Raw genomic sequence first — 16,087 nt, 5'->3', positions numbered from 1 at the left:
CCACCCGATCCGACTCCGTTTACCTCGCCGTCCCCAACCGGTTACGCTCCGCAGCGCCCCGATTCCCGGGCCCACGCCCGGATTTGCCGCCCGCTCCGGCCCCGCCGAGCACACGGCCGGCGCGCCGCCCCCGCACACCTCACCCGGCGAGTTCCCTGCGCAGAGCGCCCACCGAGGCCGGGTCCCAGCCCGGCCGCGGCGCGGACCCGACCAACAACCGGGTGTACGCGTGCCGCGGGTCGGTCAGGATGTCGGTGGTCGGTCCCTGTTCGACCGCCACGCCCCGATAGAGCACCAGAAGGTCGTCGGTGACCTGTTGCACCACCGCGAGGTCGTGGCTGACGAACACCAGCGCGACGTTCGTCTCCTTGCGCAATTCGGTGAGCAGGGCCAAGATTTGCGCCTGGATCGACACATCCAACGCGGAAACCGCCTCGTCCAGCACCAGGACCCGCGGGCGGGCCGCCAACGCCCGGGCGATGGACAACCGTTGCCGCTGCCCGCCGCTGAGCCGGTGCGGTCGGGCGTCGGCCTCGCGGGTGCCCAGGCCGACCTGGTCGAGCAGTTCACGCACCCGCTTGTCGCGGTCCGCCTCGCCGTGCAGGCGCAGCACGCCGGCCACGCACTGTGCGGCGGTGAGCCTGGGATCCAGCGACACGTACGGGTCCTGGAAGACCATCTGGATCTCCCGGGCCCGACGCAGCCGTTCCGCGGCACCCCGGGCGCGCGGCGCGCGCAGATGCCCGTCCACCGCGATGGTGCCCGCGTCCGGGCGGACCAGGCCCACCAGCATCCGCGCGATCGTGGTCTTGCCCGAGCCGGACTCGCCGACCAGGCCGAGCGAACCGCCCGGCGGCACGGTGAAGGAGATGTCACAGGCCGCGACCGTGCGCTCGCCGCGCCGGCCCGGCAGCGCGAACTCGCGACACAGACCGTGTACTTCCAGAGCCGGGGTGATCATCTGCGCACCTTCTCCACGGGGTGGTCCAGATCGGTTCGGCGGCACATCACGCTGCCACCGTCGTCGAGTTCGCGCGCGACCGGCCGCCAGGTCTCGCACGCGGTCTCCGCCACCGGGCAGCGCGCGACGAACGGGCAGCCGGGGAAGGCGTCGTCCAGCGACGGCGGTCGGCCCGGGATCGGCCGGATCGGGCGCGGGTCGCCCAGCTCGGGCGTGCACGCCAACAGGCCGGCCGTGTACGGATGGCGCGGATCCTCGAACAGCCGCTCCGCGGTCCGCTCCTCCACGACCCGTCCGGCGTACATCACGTACACCCGGTCGCAATAGGCCGCGGCCAGGTGCAGGTCGTGCGTGATGAACAGCAGGCCCAGGCCGCGCCGGCTGCGATGCTCGCGCAGGATGGCCAGGATCTCGGCCTGGGTGGTCACGTCCAGGGCGCTGGTCGCCTCGTCCGCGAGCAGCAGTTCGGGGTCGCCCGCGAGCGCCGCCGCGATCACCACCCGCTGGAGCATCCCGCCGGACAACTCGTGCGGGAACTGCCGCAGCCGCTCGGCCGGGCGTACGATGCCCACCGCCTCCAGCAGCCGCAGTGCCTCGGCGTACGCCTGCGCCTTGGGCCGACCCAGGGTGTGGATCAGCCGCTCGGTCAGGAAGTCGCCGATCCGACGCACCGGATTGAGCGAGGAGCGCGGATCCTGGTGCACCATCGCCACCCGACGGGCCCGCAGTTCACGCAGGTCGCCGGCGTCCAGGGTGAGCACGTCGCGCCCGGCCACGCCCACCCGGCCGCCGATGTGCGCGTCGCGCGGCAACATCCGCAGCACGGCCTTGGCGGCGGTGGACTTGCCCGAGCCGGACTCGCCGACCAGGCCCACCACTTCGCCGCGATCCACGCGCAGGCGCACGGCGTCGAGCACCGGTCGCCGCGCCCCGACGCCGGGCAGCTCCACCGTCAAGTCCTCGATGTCCAGCAGCGCATCGAGGCCGGGTGCGGCCTTCACCGGGTCCTTCTCGTGGTGGGCCATCAACGTTCCCTCACCCCCAGGCGGTCGGAGATCCGCACGCCGACGACATTGAAGGCCACCACGACCAGGGCGATCGCGGTACCGGGCACCAGGGCCGGCCACAGCGCGCCCTGGACCAGCGCGGCCTGTCCCTCCTTGACCATCAGGCCCCATTCCGAACTGGGCGGCTGCGCGCCGAAGCCCAGATAGCTGAGGGTGGCCATGCCCATCAGCACCTGACCGAACATCAGCACCAGGTAGCCGATCAGCGACGGCGCCAGGTTGGGCACCAGACGCCGGGCGCAGATCGCGAATCCGCCCATGCCCTGCACCCGATAGGCGTCGATGTAGGGCTTGGCCCGTTCCGCGAGCGCGATGCTGCGGGTGTACTTGGCCACCACCGGCGAGTAGGCCAGCGCGAGTGCGATCACCGCCGTGGTCAGGCCGTCGCCGAACACCGACACGATCAGGATCACGAACAACAATCCGGGAAAGGCGAACATCACGTCGGTCACCCGCGAGACGAAGGCGTCCACCCAACCGCCGTGCCAGGCGGCCAGCGTGCCCAGCGCGATCCCGATCACCGACGCGAGCGCGAGCAGCGCCAGCGGCGCCACCAGGCTCGGGCCGGCCCCGTGCAGCACCCGGGAGAGCAGGTCGCGCCCGGACTGGTCGGTGCCCAGCACGTGCGCGCCGCTCGGCAGCGCGAGTGAGGCGTCGAGGTCGATCGCGTCCGGCTCGTACGGCGCCACCAGCGGCGCCAGGATCGCCAGCGCCGCGGTCAGCAGCAGGAATCCGGCCGCGATCCGGAACGAGATCGGCCAGGTCCGCTTGGGCTTGGCCGGCTTGGGGGACGCCGCCGGCACCGGCGGCGCGGCGGCTTGGAGGAGGGTCATGCGGCGCTTCCTTCGAGGCGCACCCGCGGATCGATCAGCGGGTGCACGAGGTCGACGAGCGTGGTGACGAGCATGTACGCGAGCACCATGAGCAGCAGTACGGCCTGGGTCACCGGGAAGTCGTGCGTGTTGATCGCCTGGACCAGCAGCGAGCCCATCCCGCTGATCCCGAACGCGGTCTCCACGACCACGGTGCCCGCGAACAGGCTCGCGGTGATCAGGCCGCACATGGTCACCACCGGCGCCAGCGCGTTGCGCAACACGTGTCGGCGGATCACCTTGAACTCGGACAGTCCCGCCGCGCGGGCCACGGTGACGTGGTCCTGGGCGAACTGCTCCAACATGCTCTGCCGGGTCACCCGGCTGACCACGGCCAGTTCGCCCAGAGCCAGCGAGAGTGCGGGCAGGGTCAGGTGGTAAAGGCGGTCGCCGAAGCCCTCGCCGGCGCCGGTGACCGGGAACCAGCCCCACTGCACGCCCAGGAAGGCGACCAGGGCGAGCGCCTTGACGAACTTGGGGATCGACGCGAGCAGCGTGGTGACCGCGACCACGACCGCGTCGACCCGCCCGCCGCGCACCGCGGACCACACGCCGAGGGCGACGCCGACCACGACGAACAGCACGGCCGAGTAGGAGACCAGGAACAGCGTGGTGGGCACGCGCGAGGACACCAGGTCGGCGACCTGGTCGTGGTACTGCATCGAGCGGCCGAGGTCGCCGTGCAGGACCCCGCCGATCCAGTCCCCGTACTGCACCCACAGCGGGTCGTCGAGGTGGTAGGCGGCCCGGACGGCGGCCAGCTTCTCCGGCGTCGCGTCCTCCTGGCCGCCGACCAGGAACGCGGCCGGGTCGCCGGGGGCGGCATAGATCGCGCCGAAGATCACGAAGGACGCGGCGAGCAGGGTGACGAGCAGCCCAAGGGTGATGCGCAGGGCGCGGGCGGGCATGGGGGACACCTCCGAGGGCGAGGGCCGGTCCTCGATTCCGCGTCGTGGTGCTCGCGGAATCGAGGAGAGGGCCTGGGGAACGGGCCGGTGCGCCGGCCGGGCATGGGTGCCGGTACGGCCGGCGCAGCGCGAGAGATCAGCCCTTGGCGCCGAGGTCGGCCAGCCACGGGTAGGCGACGTTGGCCATCGACGCGGGCGCGCCGGTCAGCTTGGCGCTGGTGATCAGCACGTTGGGCACCTGGACCAGCGGCAACCACACCGCGTCCGCGGTGAACCGGCGCTCGGCCTCGACCAGCAGTTTCGCCCGGGCGGCGTCGTCGGTGGTGCGCAGCGCCTCGTTGACGACCTTGTCGTACTCGGGCGAACTGAAGCCGACCCAGTTGTTGTTCGAGCCGGTGAGCGCGTTGTCGTAGAAGCCGGCCGGGTCGGCCTTGGAGATGTACCAGTCGTCGGCGAACATGTCGACGCTCTTGCGCAGCGCCTGGTCGGTGTACAGCGAGGTGAAGTCGGCGCCGGACATGGTCTTGATCTCGGCCTTGAGGCCGATCCGGCGGGCCGCGTCCACAACCGCGTTGGCGATCAGGTTGCGGGTGGGCGTGCCGTCGTTGGCGACCACGATGGTCGGTGCGGCGGGGCCCAGTTCGGTGATCAGCTTCTTCGCCGCGTCCAGGTCGGCGGCGGTGGGCTGGGCCGGGGCGCCCTGGAGCGCGTCGTAGCCGGCCTGGAAGGTGGCCTTCTCGTAGCCCCACGCGCCCGGTCCCAGGGGGGTCTTCCACGGCGTGGCCAGTCCGGCGAAGGCCGCCTTGGCGATGCCCTGGCGGTCCAGCGCGAGCGAGAGCGCGCGCCGCACACGCGGGTCCTTCATGCCGCCGCGCTCGGTGGGGATCAGCGTCCAGGCGCGGGAGGAGGAGCCGTACGAGACGGTGAGTGCGCCGTTGCCGGCCAGCGGCGGGACCGCGCTCATCGTGGTCAGGTAGGTGCCGTCGGCGGCGCCGGTGGTCATGCTGTTCACCATGGCGTTCTCGTCCGCCCAGCCGAAGGTGGCCGAACGCACGAGCGGCTTGCGGGACTTGTCCCAGTAGGCGTCGTAGCGCTCCAGGGTGATCCGGCTGCCGGCCTTCCACTCCTTGAGGGTGTACGGGCCCGAGCACGCGTCGGTGCGGCCCGGGGTGCCGTAGTCCTTGCCCGCGGGCTCGGCCTGTTCGCGGTCGAGCACGACGCCCGCGTTGCCCGCGAGCGCCTTGGTGAACAGTGCGTCGGGCTCCTTCAGGCGCACGGTGACCTCGGCGTCGCCGGTGCGTTCGATGGAGCTCACCCGCTCGAATTCGTCCGATTCGTTCTTCCCGTCCGCGGCGTGCCGTTGCAGGCTCCACACCACGTCGTCCGCGGTCATCGGCGAGCCGTCGTGGAAGGTGACGCCGGCGCGCAGCTTGAGCACGAGCGTCGTGGGGTCGGTGTAGGTCGCCGAGTCGGCCAGGTGCGGGCGCATGCTCAGGTCGGGCTGGGTCTGGAACAGGCGTTCGCAGACGTTGGCGAGCAGCGCGTTGGAGTCGCTGTCCGAGCGCACGTCCAGGTCCAGCGACTTGGGTTCCTTGGCCAGCAGCCACTTGACGCTGTCCACCGCGCCGGTGGCCTTGGCGGTGGTGTCGGTCAGCGCGAGGTCGGCGGGCTTGCCGGGGGTGCCTGCGGCGGGGTTGCCGCCGGCGGTCTTGTTGGAGCACGCGGTGCTCAGGCCGAGCAGGGCCGCCAGGCCGAGCGCGGCGAGGGTGCGAGTGCGGGACATGCGACTCTCCGGGGGATGCGGGGATGCGGGGATGCGGGGGGACGGTGGGCCGGTCGCCGGCGCGGGCGCGGGCGGGTGGTCGGGCGCCGCGGGAGCGGGCGGGTGGGTCAGGCGCCGCCGGGACCGTCGTGCAGGTTCCAGGGCAGGAGTTCGTACTCGTGATCGCACGGGGTGCCGGCGGTGACGCGGTATTCGCCCGTGGTCAGGTCGACGCAACTGGACAGGAGCGTCGCCCACTGCCGGACCGCCGGTCGGGCCGGGTCCGGGTGGGTGCACAACGATTCGGGGTGGCCGAGGTGGTCGGACATCGCGGCGTGGATCAGCTTGCGGGTCTCGGCCGGGTCGCCCGCGTCCCGGCAGCGCCGCAGGCCGGCCTCGGCGCGCGGGACCCGAAGCAGCGAATCCGGGGCGGTGGGGCGGTAGTTCGCGGCCAGTTGGGTGGGCATGAAGGCCTGGTAGTGGTTGCCGTGCACGAGCAGGCCGTCGGTGGGGTACATCCAGCCGTTCGCGCCGGGCGTGGTCTCGATGTCGATCGCGAAGCCCGCCCGGTGGGTGAGCAGGGCGTTGCTGGCGATGTGTGCGCGGGTGCGGAAGAGCACGTCCAGCGCCTCGGCCGGGTTGGCGCAGTCGAGCACGCGGCGCCGGATCAGCGTCTGCGGGATGCCGACGGCGTGGTCGAAGCGCCCGCCGAGGCCGTTGGCGTTGAGCGCGAGGCCGGCCGAGTTGGCGCCCTGCCGGCCGACCTGGCCCGCCTCGACCTGCATCACCACGGTGGGCTTGCCGGGCTGGACCACCCGCACGACCATGACCGTCTCGCGCACGCCGTAGCGCCAGTCCCAATTCTGGCCGGCGTAGACGTGGCCGTCGCCGGAGGCCGGGTCGAGCAGGGCGAAGGAGGTGCAGCCGTCGGGGTTCTCCGGCGTCTGCGGCTCGACCGACACGTCCGGTGTCCCCGACGCTTCCGCTGGTGTGCCCGCCGCTCCCATCGCGGCGAAGGTGTCGTCGTAGATGATCTCGCCGCGGGCGTTGAGGGCGAGGATGTCGAGCAGGCCGAGGCCGGCGCCCTCGGCGATCCCGGTCATCTCCTCGACCAGGTCGGGGGCGAAGGCGCGGGACGGGGCGAGCCAGTGTTCGGCCCGGTCGGTGACCTGACGCCAGGTCAGGCCGCCGGCCGCGCCGAAGGCCTCGGCGTAGTAGTCGACCGCGGAATGGATGAGCGCGCTCGCCCCTTCGCCGTACTGGCGGCCCCGGGTCCGGGGCTCGCCGCCGATCTCGATGGTCGGAAGGGACACGCCACTCACGTCGTCTCCTGGGTGCTGGGGGTTGGGCGGGCGGGCGGGTGCTGCACGCTGTCCTGGGGCACGCCCCGGGTGCCGCGAGCCTCGTGGCGACCGTTCGTCGTCCCGGGTCGGTTGGTTCGACCCACAGGCTTAGTAACGTTCATTACGAGTTCGCGGTAACATGTATTGCTTGTTTCATGAGGAGAGTAATGGTTGATACCGGGGAGTCAAGAGGCGTGAGCGAACAACCGCAGAATCCGGCGCTGTCCCGACTCCGGGCGGCGATCCGTGATCAATGGGCCGACCTGTCCCCGGCCGAGCGGAACGTGGCCAGATACCTGACCAACTGCTCCCCCGAGCAGGTGCTCTTCGCCAGCGCCCAGGACCTGGGCGCGAGCATCGGTGTCAGCAACGCCACCGTGGTGCGTACGCTGCAGCGACTGGGCCTGGGCGGCCTGTCCGCGCTCAAGCGCGACATCGCCGCGGACTTCAGCGCGGACGTGGCCCCCGAGGTCCGGGTCCGGCAACGGATCACCCAGGTCGGCCAGGACCTCGACGGCATCCGCGCCCGGGTCTACGACGAGGCGATCGAACGGCTGGAACACGGCCGGGCCAACCTCGACGCGACCGCCTTCCGACGAGCCACCCAATTGCTCGCCGACGCCGGCGAGGTGCTCGCGTACGGCGTCGGCGCCTCGGAACTGGCCGGCCGGCATCTCGCGCTCAAGCTCAACCGGATGGGTCGGCGGGCCCGCTTCGTCGGCACCACCGGCTTCGCCCTGGCGGACGAACTGCTCGCGCTGCGTCGCCGGGACGTGGTGGTGATGTTCGTCCCCGGGCGTTTCCTGCGCGACATGGAGGTGCTTCTGGACCGCGCCCGCGTGGTCGGCGCCGGCATCGTGGTGGTCACCGACGAACTGGTCGAGCGCCTGGCCGACACCGCGGACGCGGTCCTGTACGCACCGCACACCCCGACCGGCATCACCGCCGAATCGCTGGCCGCGATCGTGCTCAGCGACGCGCTACTGCTGGCCGTGGCCTCCCTCGACGAGACCCGCTCGGTCGAGCACTCCCACCAACTGACGGCCCTTCGCGCCCAGTTGCTGGAGCCCAAGGAGGGCCGACCCAGGCGCTGAAAGCGCTCCGGCCCCACCGGGCCGGGCCCGGCCCGGGCGTCGACCGACCGGGCGGCCCGCGCAGCGGCGGATCACACGTCGCGCCGGCCGAGGACGGCGGTCGCGGCGCGCAGCGCGGCGACCGGGCACAGGGCGAGCGCGAGCCACGATCGCGGTATCGAGCCGGCGGCGTCCGTGCCGACCGACGTCGTCCAGGCGACCCGCGGCAACACGGCGTGCGGTTCGGCGAGGACGCGATTGCCGTCGGCGGGAACGAACTCCGGCAGCAGCAAGAACACCGCGAAAACCACGCCGAGCGCGGTGACCGGGCCGCGGAGCAGGGCGCCGACGGCCAGGCCGACAAGCGCGGATACCGGGAGGAGCACCACCGCGGCCGTGCAGCCGTGCGCCGCGCCGGGCTCGCCGATCGATGGACGGGGTGACGCGGGGGTCGGCGCCGCGCCTTGCGGAGCGGGGTCGCTCGAGGTCGGGTCGCTCGGGGCCGTGCGCCGTGCGCCGTGCGCCGTGCGCCGGACGTCGGGCTGCGGGCTTGCGGTTCCCGGCGCGGGCCGATCAGGCGCCCGCGCCGGGCGTACCGGGCCGCACCCGCCCACGACCGGCGCCGGCGTCCGCCGGGGTCATCCGCCGCCGCGCGGAACGGGTCCGGGCTCCTCGGTCGGCGAGGCGATCCCGGCGGCGGATCGCGGTGTCGGGCGGCGGCGGTGGACGACGATCAGGATGTCGGTCCACGCCACGCCCGCGGCCACCGCGCATACGGCCGCGGCCAGGATCCACAGGGCGCGGGCATCGGCCAGGTCGATGTCCGCGGCCACGGCGCACAGCGTGGAGGCAACGATCAGGATGGGCATGGCGATCCCGGCGGGGGCCAGTCGCGGGCCGAGCCGGTCGGCCCCGGCGGGCGGTCGGCCGCCGGAGCCCGGATGGGTGGTCGCGCGGGCGGCTGAGGCAGTCATGGTCGAAACCTACCCGCCGATACCGCATCGGCACTCCGACCGACGCCCGGACCACCCGGCGGGCGAGTGCGTCCCCGGCGCACCGATGCGCGGCACCGGGCGCGTGGAGCCCGACGCGGGATGGAGGACAGACCCTAGGCTGCTCGGCAGGCACTCGCCGCGGAGGCCGCGCGGTTCGACCTCACCCGCACGGGAACGGAGCAGCAATGACCAACACACCCGACGACCACACCCTCCTCCGGCAGGCCATCGCGCTCGCCGCCGAGGCCCGCGCCAACGGCAACCCGCCGTTCGGATCGCTGTTGGCGGCACCGGACGGGAAGGTCCTCGCGGAGGAGCGCAACACAACGCTCACCGACAGGGACATCACCGCCCACCCGGAACTGAAGCTCGCGAGATGGGCCGCACGCGAGTTGGACGCGGCCACGGCGGCGGAGACCACCATGTACACGAGTTGCCAGCCGTGCGAAATGTGCGCGGCGGTCATCGAGCGGGCGGGCCTGCGCCGGGTGGTGTTCGCGCTGTCCAATGAACAACTCCTGGACATCAGACCGAGCAGCGGCCAACCCCCCGTACCGCAGGTCGGCCCGGCGCTGCTCGAAGAGGTGCGCGACGTGGTGGCGGGGTACTACCGGTAGCCGTCGGGTGGGAACGGGGGATGTGGCGCCCGGCCCGCAACGGCTGAACACCGCATCCCCACCGGTCCTTTGCCTCGCTCGCACCCCGGGAACCTCACGTTTTGCTCAGATGCCGCCCGCCGGCCCCGTTCACCTCCTAGCCTCGTCGCCAACCCGGCGGCCCGGGCGACGCGTGGCACCTCGGTGATGTGCCGGTGGATACCGCGCTCCGGGTCGGCGGCCGACGGGAGAGGGGCCCGCGATGACGCACATCGATGGCGAATCGACCCCCGACGGCCCGAAGTCCGCGCCCGCGGACCCGATCCTGCGCTCGGCGGCCCTGCTCGAAGCGGTGGCCTGCCGGCACCCGAAGGCGATCTCGTTCGCCGGCCGGCGCCCGTACGGCGACACCGCGACCGGCCCGCCGACAACCGGCGAACGGGACGCGCTGTTGCGGGTCCTGCGGGTGCTGCGCGGCTCGGATCGGGATGTGGTGCTGGCGGTCGCGCCCGCCTATCTCGGGCTGATCGGTGCGGCCCGGCGGGCCGACATGCCGGTGCTCCCGGTCGCGGACGGCCCGCGTGGCGTCGACCTGGACGACCTCGCGGCGCAGGTGTACGGCGCCCGCGCGGCCGGTCTGCGTCCACGCGCCCTGTACGTGGTCCCGGACTTCGCCAACCCGTCCGGGATCGGCCTGGACCGCCTCGCCCGGTGCGAACTCCTGGCCACCGCGGCAGAGTTGGACCTGCTGCTGCTCGAGGACGACCCGTACGGCCTGATCCATGTCGCCGGCGATCGCCGACCGCCGACACTGGCGGCCCTGGACACCCGGCAACGCGTCGTACACGTCGGCTCGTTCGCCGAAACCGGCCGGCCCGGTCGGCTCGGCCGCATCGGCAACCCGGCGCACCTGCTGAACGGCCTCGCCGCCCGGTTCGGCCGGGGTCCGGCCGCGGATCGGGTGCACTGGAGCAGCCCGGACGGAGGCTTCCTCGTCGTGCTGACCGTGCCGTTCGTGGCCGACGACGAGCTGGTGGAGCTGTCCGCCCGCGAGTACGGCGTGATGTGGACGCCGATGGCGCACTTCTACCACCCCGGGATCGGGCCCGCCCACCGCCTACGGCTGTCCTGCGGCACGCTCGACCCGGCCACGATCGACCACGGCCTGAACCGCCTCGCGACCCTGATCGGCGACCGCACCGGCCCCTTCACCACCGTCGACCGACCCACCGTGCACCGAGGTCCCGCCCCGGGTCGGCGGCACTCCCGGGCCGGCACCGGATAGCCGGATCGGGCCCGCGTTCGGGCCGACCCCGGGCCCTCGCCGGCGCAAGCGGCCGTTCCGTCGTCGTGGTCGTCATCGCCGCCATCGCCGCCATCGCCGTGGCGGTGTCGGGACGGCCGCATCGTCGATATCGTGCACGGTGCACTGAAATTGCTCATCGTCGGGCGAACAGGAGCACATGATGGCCGTACCGGTAGCGCTGAACCACCTCGCCTACCAGACCAGGGACCTGGCGGCGACGCACCGCTTCTGGACCGAGGCGGTCGGCGCGGAGTTGGCGGGCGCGGTCCGCGAGGAGTCCCTCACCACCAGCAGCGGCGAGGTCACCGCGCCCTTCCTGCACGTCTTCTACGCGCTCGCGAGCGGCGAGTGCATCGCGTTCTTCGACGTGGCCAAGGACTACGCTCCCGTGCCCGACGGCCTCGAACGGTGGACCCGGCACGTAGCTCTCGGCGTGGACTCCGTCGCCGAGGTCGACGCGATGGCCGAGCAGATCCGCCGACACGGGGTCGAGGTCCGGGGCCCGATCGACCACGACGGCGTGTGGTACTCGGTGTACTGCTTCGACCCCAACGGCGTGCACCTGGAAATCACCCACCAGTCCCGCCCGTTGACCGAGCAGGACGCCGCCGAGGCCCGGATCGCGCTCGACGCCTGGCTCGCCGATCGCGCGGCCGGCAGACTCGCGGGCTGAGCCGCCCGGGCCGGCGGCGGGCGGGCGCCACTCGCCGGCGAGGCCGTTGGGGGCGGGCAAGCGGGCGAGGACGAGCGGGCCCACGGGCGGGCGCGAGTCGGCAGGGCCGCGGCGCGCCGCCCGCGCCACGCGCGGATCACGCCCCGTCGGCCGCCCGCGCCGCGCGTATCTCCAGGTAGCGCCGCTCCGGCAGGCTGGTCGTCCGCCGGGCGGCCTCGCGGTAGGCCTTCCGAGCCGCCTCGCGGTCGCCGGCGAGTTCGAGCAGATGGCCGCGCACCGCCCACACCCGGTGGTGTTCGATCATCCGGTCGTCCTCGGCCAGCGTGTCGAGCAGCTCCAGGCCGGCCCCCGGGCCGTGCACCATCGCCGTCGCGACGCTGCGGTTGAGGGTGACCATCGGGCCGGGTGACAGATGGTCGAGCAGCCGGTACAGCGCGAGGATCTGCCGCCAGTCGGTGTCCTCGGCGTGTGCCGCCTCCGCGTGCACCGCGGCGATCGCGGCCTGTAGCTGGTACGGGCCCGGCGGCCCCCACGTGAGCGCGTCGGTGACGAGCTCGGTGCCCTCCCGGATCGCCTCCGCGTTCCAGCGGCCGCGATCCTGCTCGGCCAGCGGGATCAGCCCGCCGTCCGCGGCGGTGCGCGCGGCTCGGCGGGCATCGGTCAGCAACATCAGCGCGAGCAACCCGGACACCTCGCCGTCGTCCGGCCGCAACCGGCGCACCGCACGGGTGAGCCGGATGGCCTCGGCGGTCAGGTCGGTGCGCAGCAGATCCGGGCCCGAACCGGCCGTGTAGCCCTCGTTGAAGATCAGGTAGAGCACCTGCAACACCGCACCCAGCCGCTCCATCGGCTCCCGCCCGGCCGGCGTGCCGAAGCGACCGCCGGCGGCCTTGATCCGCTGCTTGGCCCGGCTGATCCGCTGCGCCATGGTGCTCTCCGGCACCAGGAACGCGTCGGCGATCTGCGCGGTGGTCAGACCGCCGACCGCGCGCAGCGTCAACGCCACCTGCGAGGCTCCCGTCAGTGCCGGATGGCAGCACAGGAACAGCAGGGTCAGCGTGTCGTCGCGATCGCCGGCGGCATCGTCCTCGTCGGGTGCCGGCGAGACGAACTCGTCGGCCGGGGCCTGCGCGGCGAGCCGCTCCTCGCGGTTGCGGCGGGCCCGCTCGCTGCGCCAGTGGTCGATCAGCCGTCGGTCGGCCACGGTGAGCAGCCAACCCCACGGACTGTCCGGAATCCCCTCCACCGGCCACTGCACGGTGGCCGCGAGCAGCGCCTCCTGGACCGCGTCCTCACACGCGTCGAACTGGCCGTGCCGGCGGACGAGCACGCCGAGGACCTGCGGGGTCAACTCCCGCAGCAGGCCCTCGACGTGCGCGTCCCGGCTCACATCTCCGTCCCGGAGTCGGTCATCACCGGGCGGACCTCCATCGCCCAGTAGCGGGCGTCCGGCCAGCGCGCGGCGATCTCGACGGCCCGCTCGGTGCTCTCGCACTCGACCAGCAGGTAGCCGGCGAAGTGCTCCTTGGCCTCCACGAACGGGCCGTCCGTGACCGCCGGCACACCGTCCCGGACCCTTACCGTGCGGGTCTGCGCGGGGTCGGCCAGCGCCTCGCCGCCGAGCAGTTCGCCGGATGCGGTCAGCTCGGCCATCAACTCGTCGACCTCGCCGAACAACTCGGTGCGCTCGGCCTCGGAGAGTTCTTCCACGAATCCCGGGCGGTTGTGGATCAGCAGCATGAACTTCATCGGTGACTCCTGGTGGTTCCGGTTCCGGTTCGGTGCGGTCGGGCCGGGTGCCCCGGTCCGACCGGCGGCCCGATCCGGTGCTCGGCATCACGCTGCCGAGTCGCCGGGCGGGTCGCTCGTATCCGGGTCGGAGCGAGTCGACCGTTCTCGACATCCCGGCGGACAGAATGCCGAATCGATCCACGGCGGACGAAGCCGCCCGGCCGAACCCGTCCCCGAACGCCCCGAACGGCGGCCTCCGACACGCCACCGGCCGGCAACCGAGGTGTTTCGGACGACGTCGCGAACCGGGGTCGGACCCGGAACCCGAAAACCGGTCCCCGCCCCCGGGCCCGACCCCGAACCCGGTCAGTCGGCCCGCGTCGGTTCCACCCCGAGCACCGGCACCGTCGGCACCGCCGCCTGCCCCGGCGGCACCACCGACCCTGCCGATTCCGCCGATTCGGCCGCCTCCACCGACAGGGTCGGCACCGCGAGCACCCCCGGCGCCGACCGCCCGTCCGCCGGCGGGCGCAGCACGCGGTGCACCGCGAGCGTGCCGACGATCGAGGCCAGGCCGACCAGCGCGATCACGTGGCCGGGGGCGAGCACGCCGGCCAGCGCGCCCGCGCCCGCCATGGTGACCCCTTGGAGGGTCATCGTGCCGGTCATCGCCAGGCCCATCGCCTGGCCGGTGGCGGCCTCGGGAACGGCTTCCAGGAAGCGGCGTTGCAGGCCGAGCTGGTAGGACAGGCCCGCGCCGGAGAGCACGAACAGGCCGGCCGTCGTCCACAGCGGCGGCCCGGCCGCGAAGAACACCAGCGGGACGCCGAGTTGCAGAGCCAACCACAGCGCCAGGCGTTCGCGCGCGGCCGGGCGCACGAAGCGGCCCACCAACAGGTTGCCCAGCAGCATCCCGGCGGCGGCCGAGCCGTACAGGACACCGGCGTGGTCGGGCGTGTACGGGACGATCACGCCCTCGGCGGCCACGGCCAGGTTCGCCGGTATCCACTGGGCCAGCAGCAGGCCGCGCACGGCGCGGTCGCCGAGCAGTTCGCGATTGACCCGCCGGGTCGCGCGTACCGTGCCCTCGGCCCGGGCCGCCGCGGGGCGCTCGGTGCGCGCCGCCGCCGGCAGGCCCAATCGCAGCACCGCGGCGGAGGCCAACGCGGTACCGGCCGCGAACAGCAGCGCACCGCTCGACCCGACCAGTGCGAGCAGCAGACCGCCGACCGCATAGCCGAGCACCTGCATCGCGCCGGCGGTCATCCCGAACACCGAACGCCCGAGCACATAGGCGTCGCCGTGCAACAGTTCGGGCAGCGTGCGCTGACGCGCGGCGCCCGCGACCGGGCTGACCAACCCGACGCTCGCGAGCAGCGACAGAACCGCCCACACCGGCAACACGTCGGCCGCGAGCACCAGCGCGAGCGCGCAGCGCACCACGTCGTATCCGGCCATCGCGGTGCGCACCGGCAGCCGGTCGGTGAGCGAGAGTAGCAGCGCCCCGCCGAACGCCTGCGGGACGAACCCGGCGACGAAGGCGAGCGCGGACAGCGCCGGCGACCCGGTGCGTTCGTAGACGAGCACCGCGAGCGCGAGCATCCGCACGGTGTCGCCGATCAGCAGCAGTACATAGGAACCGAACAGCACCCGGAAGGCGCCGACCGCGAAGACCTCGCGGTAGGTCGCCGGTTTGACGTCGTCGCCGATCATGGGGGCGAGCGTGCTGCGGCACGCCGCCCGCCGGCCAATCTTTCGGCCACAACCGAAACCTGGCAGGCTGCCGGGTGGGAGGCGGCGCATGCTCAGGATCGAGGTCGGGCCGGCCGACGTGGCGCGCAGCAGATTCGGCATCTCGCCGCTGGGCGAGGTGGTGTGGGTGCTGCGAACGTTGTCGGGAAGCCACCAGGCCGGGCCGCTGCGACCGTGGATCGAGCGGTTGCGGCCGGGGTACGAGCGGCTGCGCCGCGAGCAGCCGGCGGTCGCGGCGATGACGTCGCTGTACCGGCGCGGCGGCTACAACGCGGACCTCCTGCACCCGCCCCCGTCGGGTACCCCGGCCGGCATCGGGGACGAACTGGCCGTACTGCGGGCCACGCCCCTGGCCCGGGCCCGCGCCGAACTCGCCCGCAACCTGGCCGGGCTCCGCGCGCCCTCGGCCTCGACCCGTGCGCTGCTCGACTCCCCCGACGTGGTGGCGCGGCTGGCGGATGCGATCGAGGCCGCGTGGACGACTTTGGTCGAGCCGGAGTGGCCGGCGCTGCGTGCGGTGCTGGAGCGCGATCTGGTGCGCACCGCCGGGCGGTTGGCGGCGTACGGCTGGGGTGCCGCGCTGGGCGACCTGTCGCCGCGGCTGCGGTGGCGCGACGAGGGCGTGATCGAGGTCGCCCACAAGGCGATCGACACGGTGGCACTCGGCGGCGACGGGCTGCTGTTCGTGCCGTCCGCGTTCGGTGCGTTGATCGCCTACGTGGAACCGCCGTGGCCGTACGCCATCGTGTATCCGGCCCAGGGCGTGGCCGAACTGCTGGGCGCCCCGGCCCGATCGGACGACGAGGCACTGGCCGACCTGCTGGGCACCACCCGCGCGACGATCCTGCGCGCGCTGGCCACCCAGGCGACGACCACCCAACTGGCCGCGCGGCTCAACCTCGGCCTGGGTACGGTCGGCGACCACCTGGCCGTGCTGCGCCGCGCCGACCTGGTCACCGGCCTGCGGGTGGGCCGCTGCGTGCACTACCGACGCACCACGCTCGGCGAGGTGTTGGCCGAGGGGCGCGGCTGACCCGCCCGGCCGCAC

The 16,087-nt window shown here is 73.3% G+C and carries 16 protein-coding genes; 5 read left to right on the top strand and 11 right to left on the bottom strand.

Annotated features, from left to right (window positions below; all coding sequences use genetic code 11):
• Positions 1 to 139 precede the first annotated feature (139 nt).
• The 6 genes from ACIBM5_RS08785 to ACIBM5_RS08760 all read right to left on the bottom strand — a co-directional run bounded on the left by ACIBM5_RS08785 (position 140) and on the right by ACIBM5_RS08760 (position 6,883).
• The gene (locus tag ACIBM5_RS08785; RefSeq protein ID WP_396006113.1) at positions 140 to 961 is read right to left on the bottom strand and encodes an ABC transporter ATP-binding protein; all 822 of its coding nucleotides are present in this window, start codon (positions 959 to 961) and stop codon (positions 140 to 142) included.
• Positions 958 to 1,986: an ABC transporter ATP-binding protein gene (locus ACIBM5_RS08780; protein WP_396006112.1), complete on the bottom strand. Its 1,029-nt coding sequence runs from the start codon at positions 1,984 to 1,986 to the stop codon at positions 958 to 960. Before ACIBM5_RS08780 ends, ACIBM5_RS08785 begins: the two co-directional genes overlap by 4 nt.
• The gene (locus ACIBM5_RS08775) at positions 1,986 to 2,861 is read right to left on the bottom strand and encodes an ABC transporter permease (RefSeq protein ID WP_396006111.1); all 876 of its coding nucleotides are present in this window, start codon (positions 2,859 to 2,861) and stop codon (positions 1,986 to 1,988) included. Before ACIBM5_RS08775 ends, ACIBM5_RS08780 begins: the two co-directional genes overlap by 1 nt.
• Positions 2,858 to 3,808 (bottom strand): ABC transporter permease, encoded by a 951-nt coding sequence (locus ACIBM5_RS08770; protein ID WP_396006110.1) that lies wholly within the window; start codon positions 3,806 to 3,808, stop codon positions 2,858 to 2,860. The genes ACIBM5_RS08775 and ACIBM5_RS08770 overlap by 4 nt, the downstream gene beginning before the upstream one ends.
• A gap of 136 nt (positions 3,809 to 3,944) precedes the next feature.
• On the bottom strand, positions 3,945 to 5,591 hold the full coding sequence (locus ACIBM5_RS08765) for an ABC transporter substrate-binding protein (RefSeq protein ID WP_396006109.1): 1,647 nt from the start codon (positions 5,589 to 5,591) through the stop codon (positions 3,945 to 3,947).
• 107 nt (positions 5,592 to 5,698) lie between these two features.
• The gene (locus ACIBM5_RS08760; RefSeq protein ID WP_396006376.1) at positions 5,699 to 6,883 is read right to left on the bottom strand and encodes a C45 family autoproteolytic acyltransferase/hydolase; all 1,185 of its coding nucleotides are present in this window, start codon (positions 6,881 to 6,883) and stop codon (positions 5,699 to 5,701) included.
• A 224-nt stretch (positions 6,884 to 7,107) separates the two neighbouring features.
• On the opposite strand from ACIBM5_RS08760, the gene ACIBM5_RS08755 reads away from it, so the two are divergent.
• A complete protein-coding gene (locus ACIBM5_RS08755) occupies positions 7,108 to 8,007 on the top strand; it encodes a MurR/RpiR family transcriptional regulator (protein ID WP_391584051.1) in 900 nt (299 codons plus the stop codon).
• 71 nt (positions 8,008 to 8,078) lie between these two features.
• On the opposite strand, the gene ACIBM5_RS08750 is transcribed toward ACIBM5_RS08755, so the two are convergent.
• Complete coding sequence (locus ACIBM5_RS08750) at positions 8,079 to 8,372, bottom strand: hypothetical protein (RefSeq protein ID WP_396006107.1); 294 nt, start codon at positions 8,370 to 8,372, stop codon at positions 8,079 to 8,081.
• A gap of 252 nt (positions 8,373 to 8,624) precedes the next feature.
• Positions 8,625 to 8,960 (bottom strand): hypothetical protein, encoded by a 336-nt coding sequence (locus tag ACIBM5_RS08745; protein ID WP_396006106.1) that lies wholly within the window; start codon positions 8,958 to 8,960, stop codon positions 8,625 to 8,627.
• Between the two features lie 206 nt (positions 8,961 to 9,166).
• Between ACIBM5_RS08745 and ACIBM5_RS08740 the strand changes: the two genes are divergently transcribed.
• The 3 genes from ACIBM5_RS08740 (at position 9,167) to ACIBM5_RS08730 (ending at position 11,556) form a co-directional block, all read left to right on the top strand.
• A complete protein-coding gene (locus ACIBM5_RS08740; RefSeq protein ID WP_396006104.1) occupies positions 9,167 to 9,598 on the top strand; it encodes a nucleoside deaminase in 432 nt (143 codons plus the stop codon).
• A gap of 241 nt (positions 9,599 to 9,839) precedes the next feature.
• A complete protein-coding gene (locus tag ACIBM5_RS08735; RefSeq protein ID WP_396006103.1) occupies positions 9,840 to 10,862 on the top strand; it encodes an aminotransferase class I/II-fold pyridoxal phosphate-dependent enzyme in 1,023 nt (340 codons plus the stop codon).
• A 181-nt stretch (positions 10,863 to 11,043) separates the two neighbouring features.
• Positions 11,044 to 11,556 (top strand): VOC family protein, encoded by a 513-nt coding sequence (locus tag ACIBM5_RS08730; RefSeq protein WP_396006102.1) that lies wholly within the window; start codon positions 11,044 to 11,046, stop codon positions 11,554 to 11,556.
• A gap of 136 nt (positions 11,557 to 11,692) precedes the next feature.
• On the opposite strand, the gene ACIBM5_RS08725 is transcribed toward ACIBM5_RS08730, so the two are convergent.
• The 3 genes from ACIBM5_RS08725 to ACIBM5_RS08715 form a co-directional block, all read right to left on the bottom strand.
• On the bottom strand, positions 11,693 to 12,946 hold the full coding sequence (locus ACIBM5_RS08725; RefSeq protein ID WP_391584057.1) for an RNA polymerase sigma factor: 1,254 nt from the start codon (positions 12,944 to 12,946) through the stop codon (positions 11,693 to 11,695).
• Positions 12,943 to 13,305, bottom strand: a complete 363-nt coding sequence (locus ACIBM5_RS08720) for a YciI family protein (RefSeq protein ID WP_391584058.1) — start codon at positions 13,303 to 13,305, stop codon at positions 12,943 to 12,945. Before ACIBM5_RS08720 ends, ACIBM5_RS08725 begins: the two co-directional genes overlap by 4 nt.
• Positions 13,306 to 13,653: 348 nt before the next feature.
• Positions 13,654 to 15,000 (bottom strand): MFS transporter, encoded by a 1,347-nt coding sequence (locus ACIBM5_RS08715; protein ID WP_396006101.1) that lies wholly within the window; start codon positions 14,998 to 15,000, stop codon positions 13,654 to 13,656.
• Positions 15,001 to 15,088: 88 nt separating this feature from the next.
• Here ACIBM5_RS08715 and ACIBM5_RS08710 point away from each other — a divergent pair, with 88 nt between their 5' ends.
• Entirely contained in the window at positions 15,089 to 16,072 is a 984-nt protein-coding gene (locus tag ACIBM5_RS08710; protein ID WP_396006100.1) for a DUF5937 family protein, read from the top strand.
• Positions 16,073 to 16,087 lie beyond the last annotated feature (15 nt).

Source organism: Embleya sp. NPDC050493 (genome assembly GCF_044458105.1).
Taxonomy (GTDB): Bacteria; Actinomycetota; Actinomycetes; order Streptomycetales; family Streptomycetaceae; genus Embleya.
The sequence above is the reverse complement of the archived record's forward strand: the minus strand, read 5'-3'. Positions and strand labels throughout refer to the sequence as shown.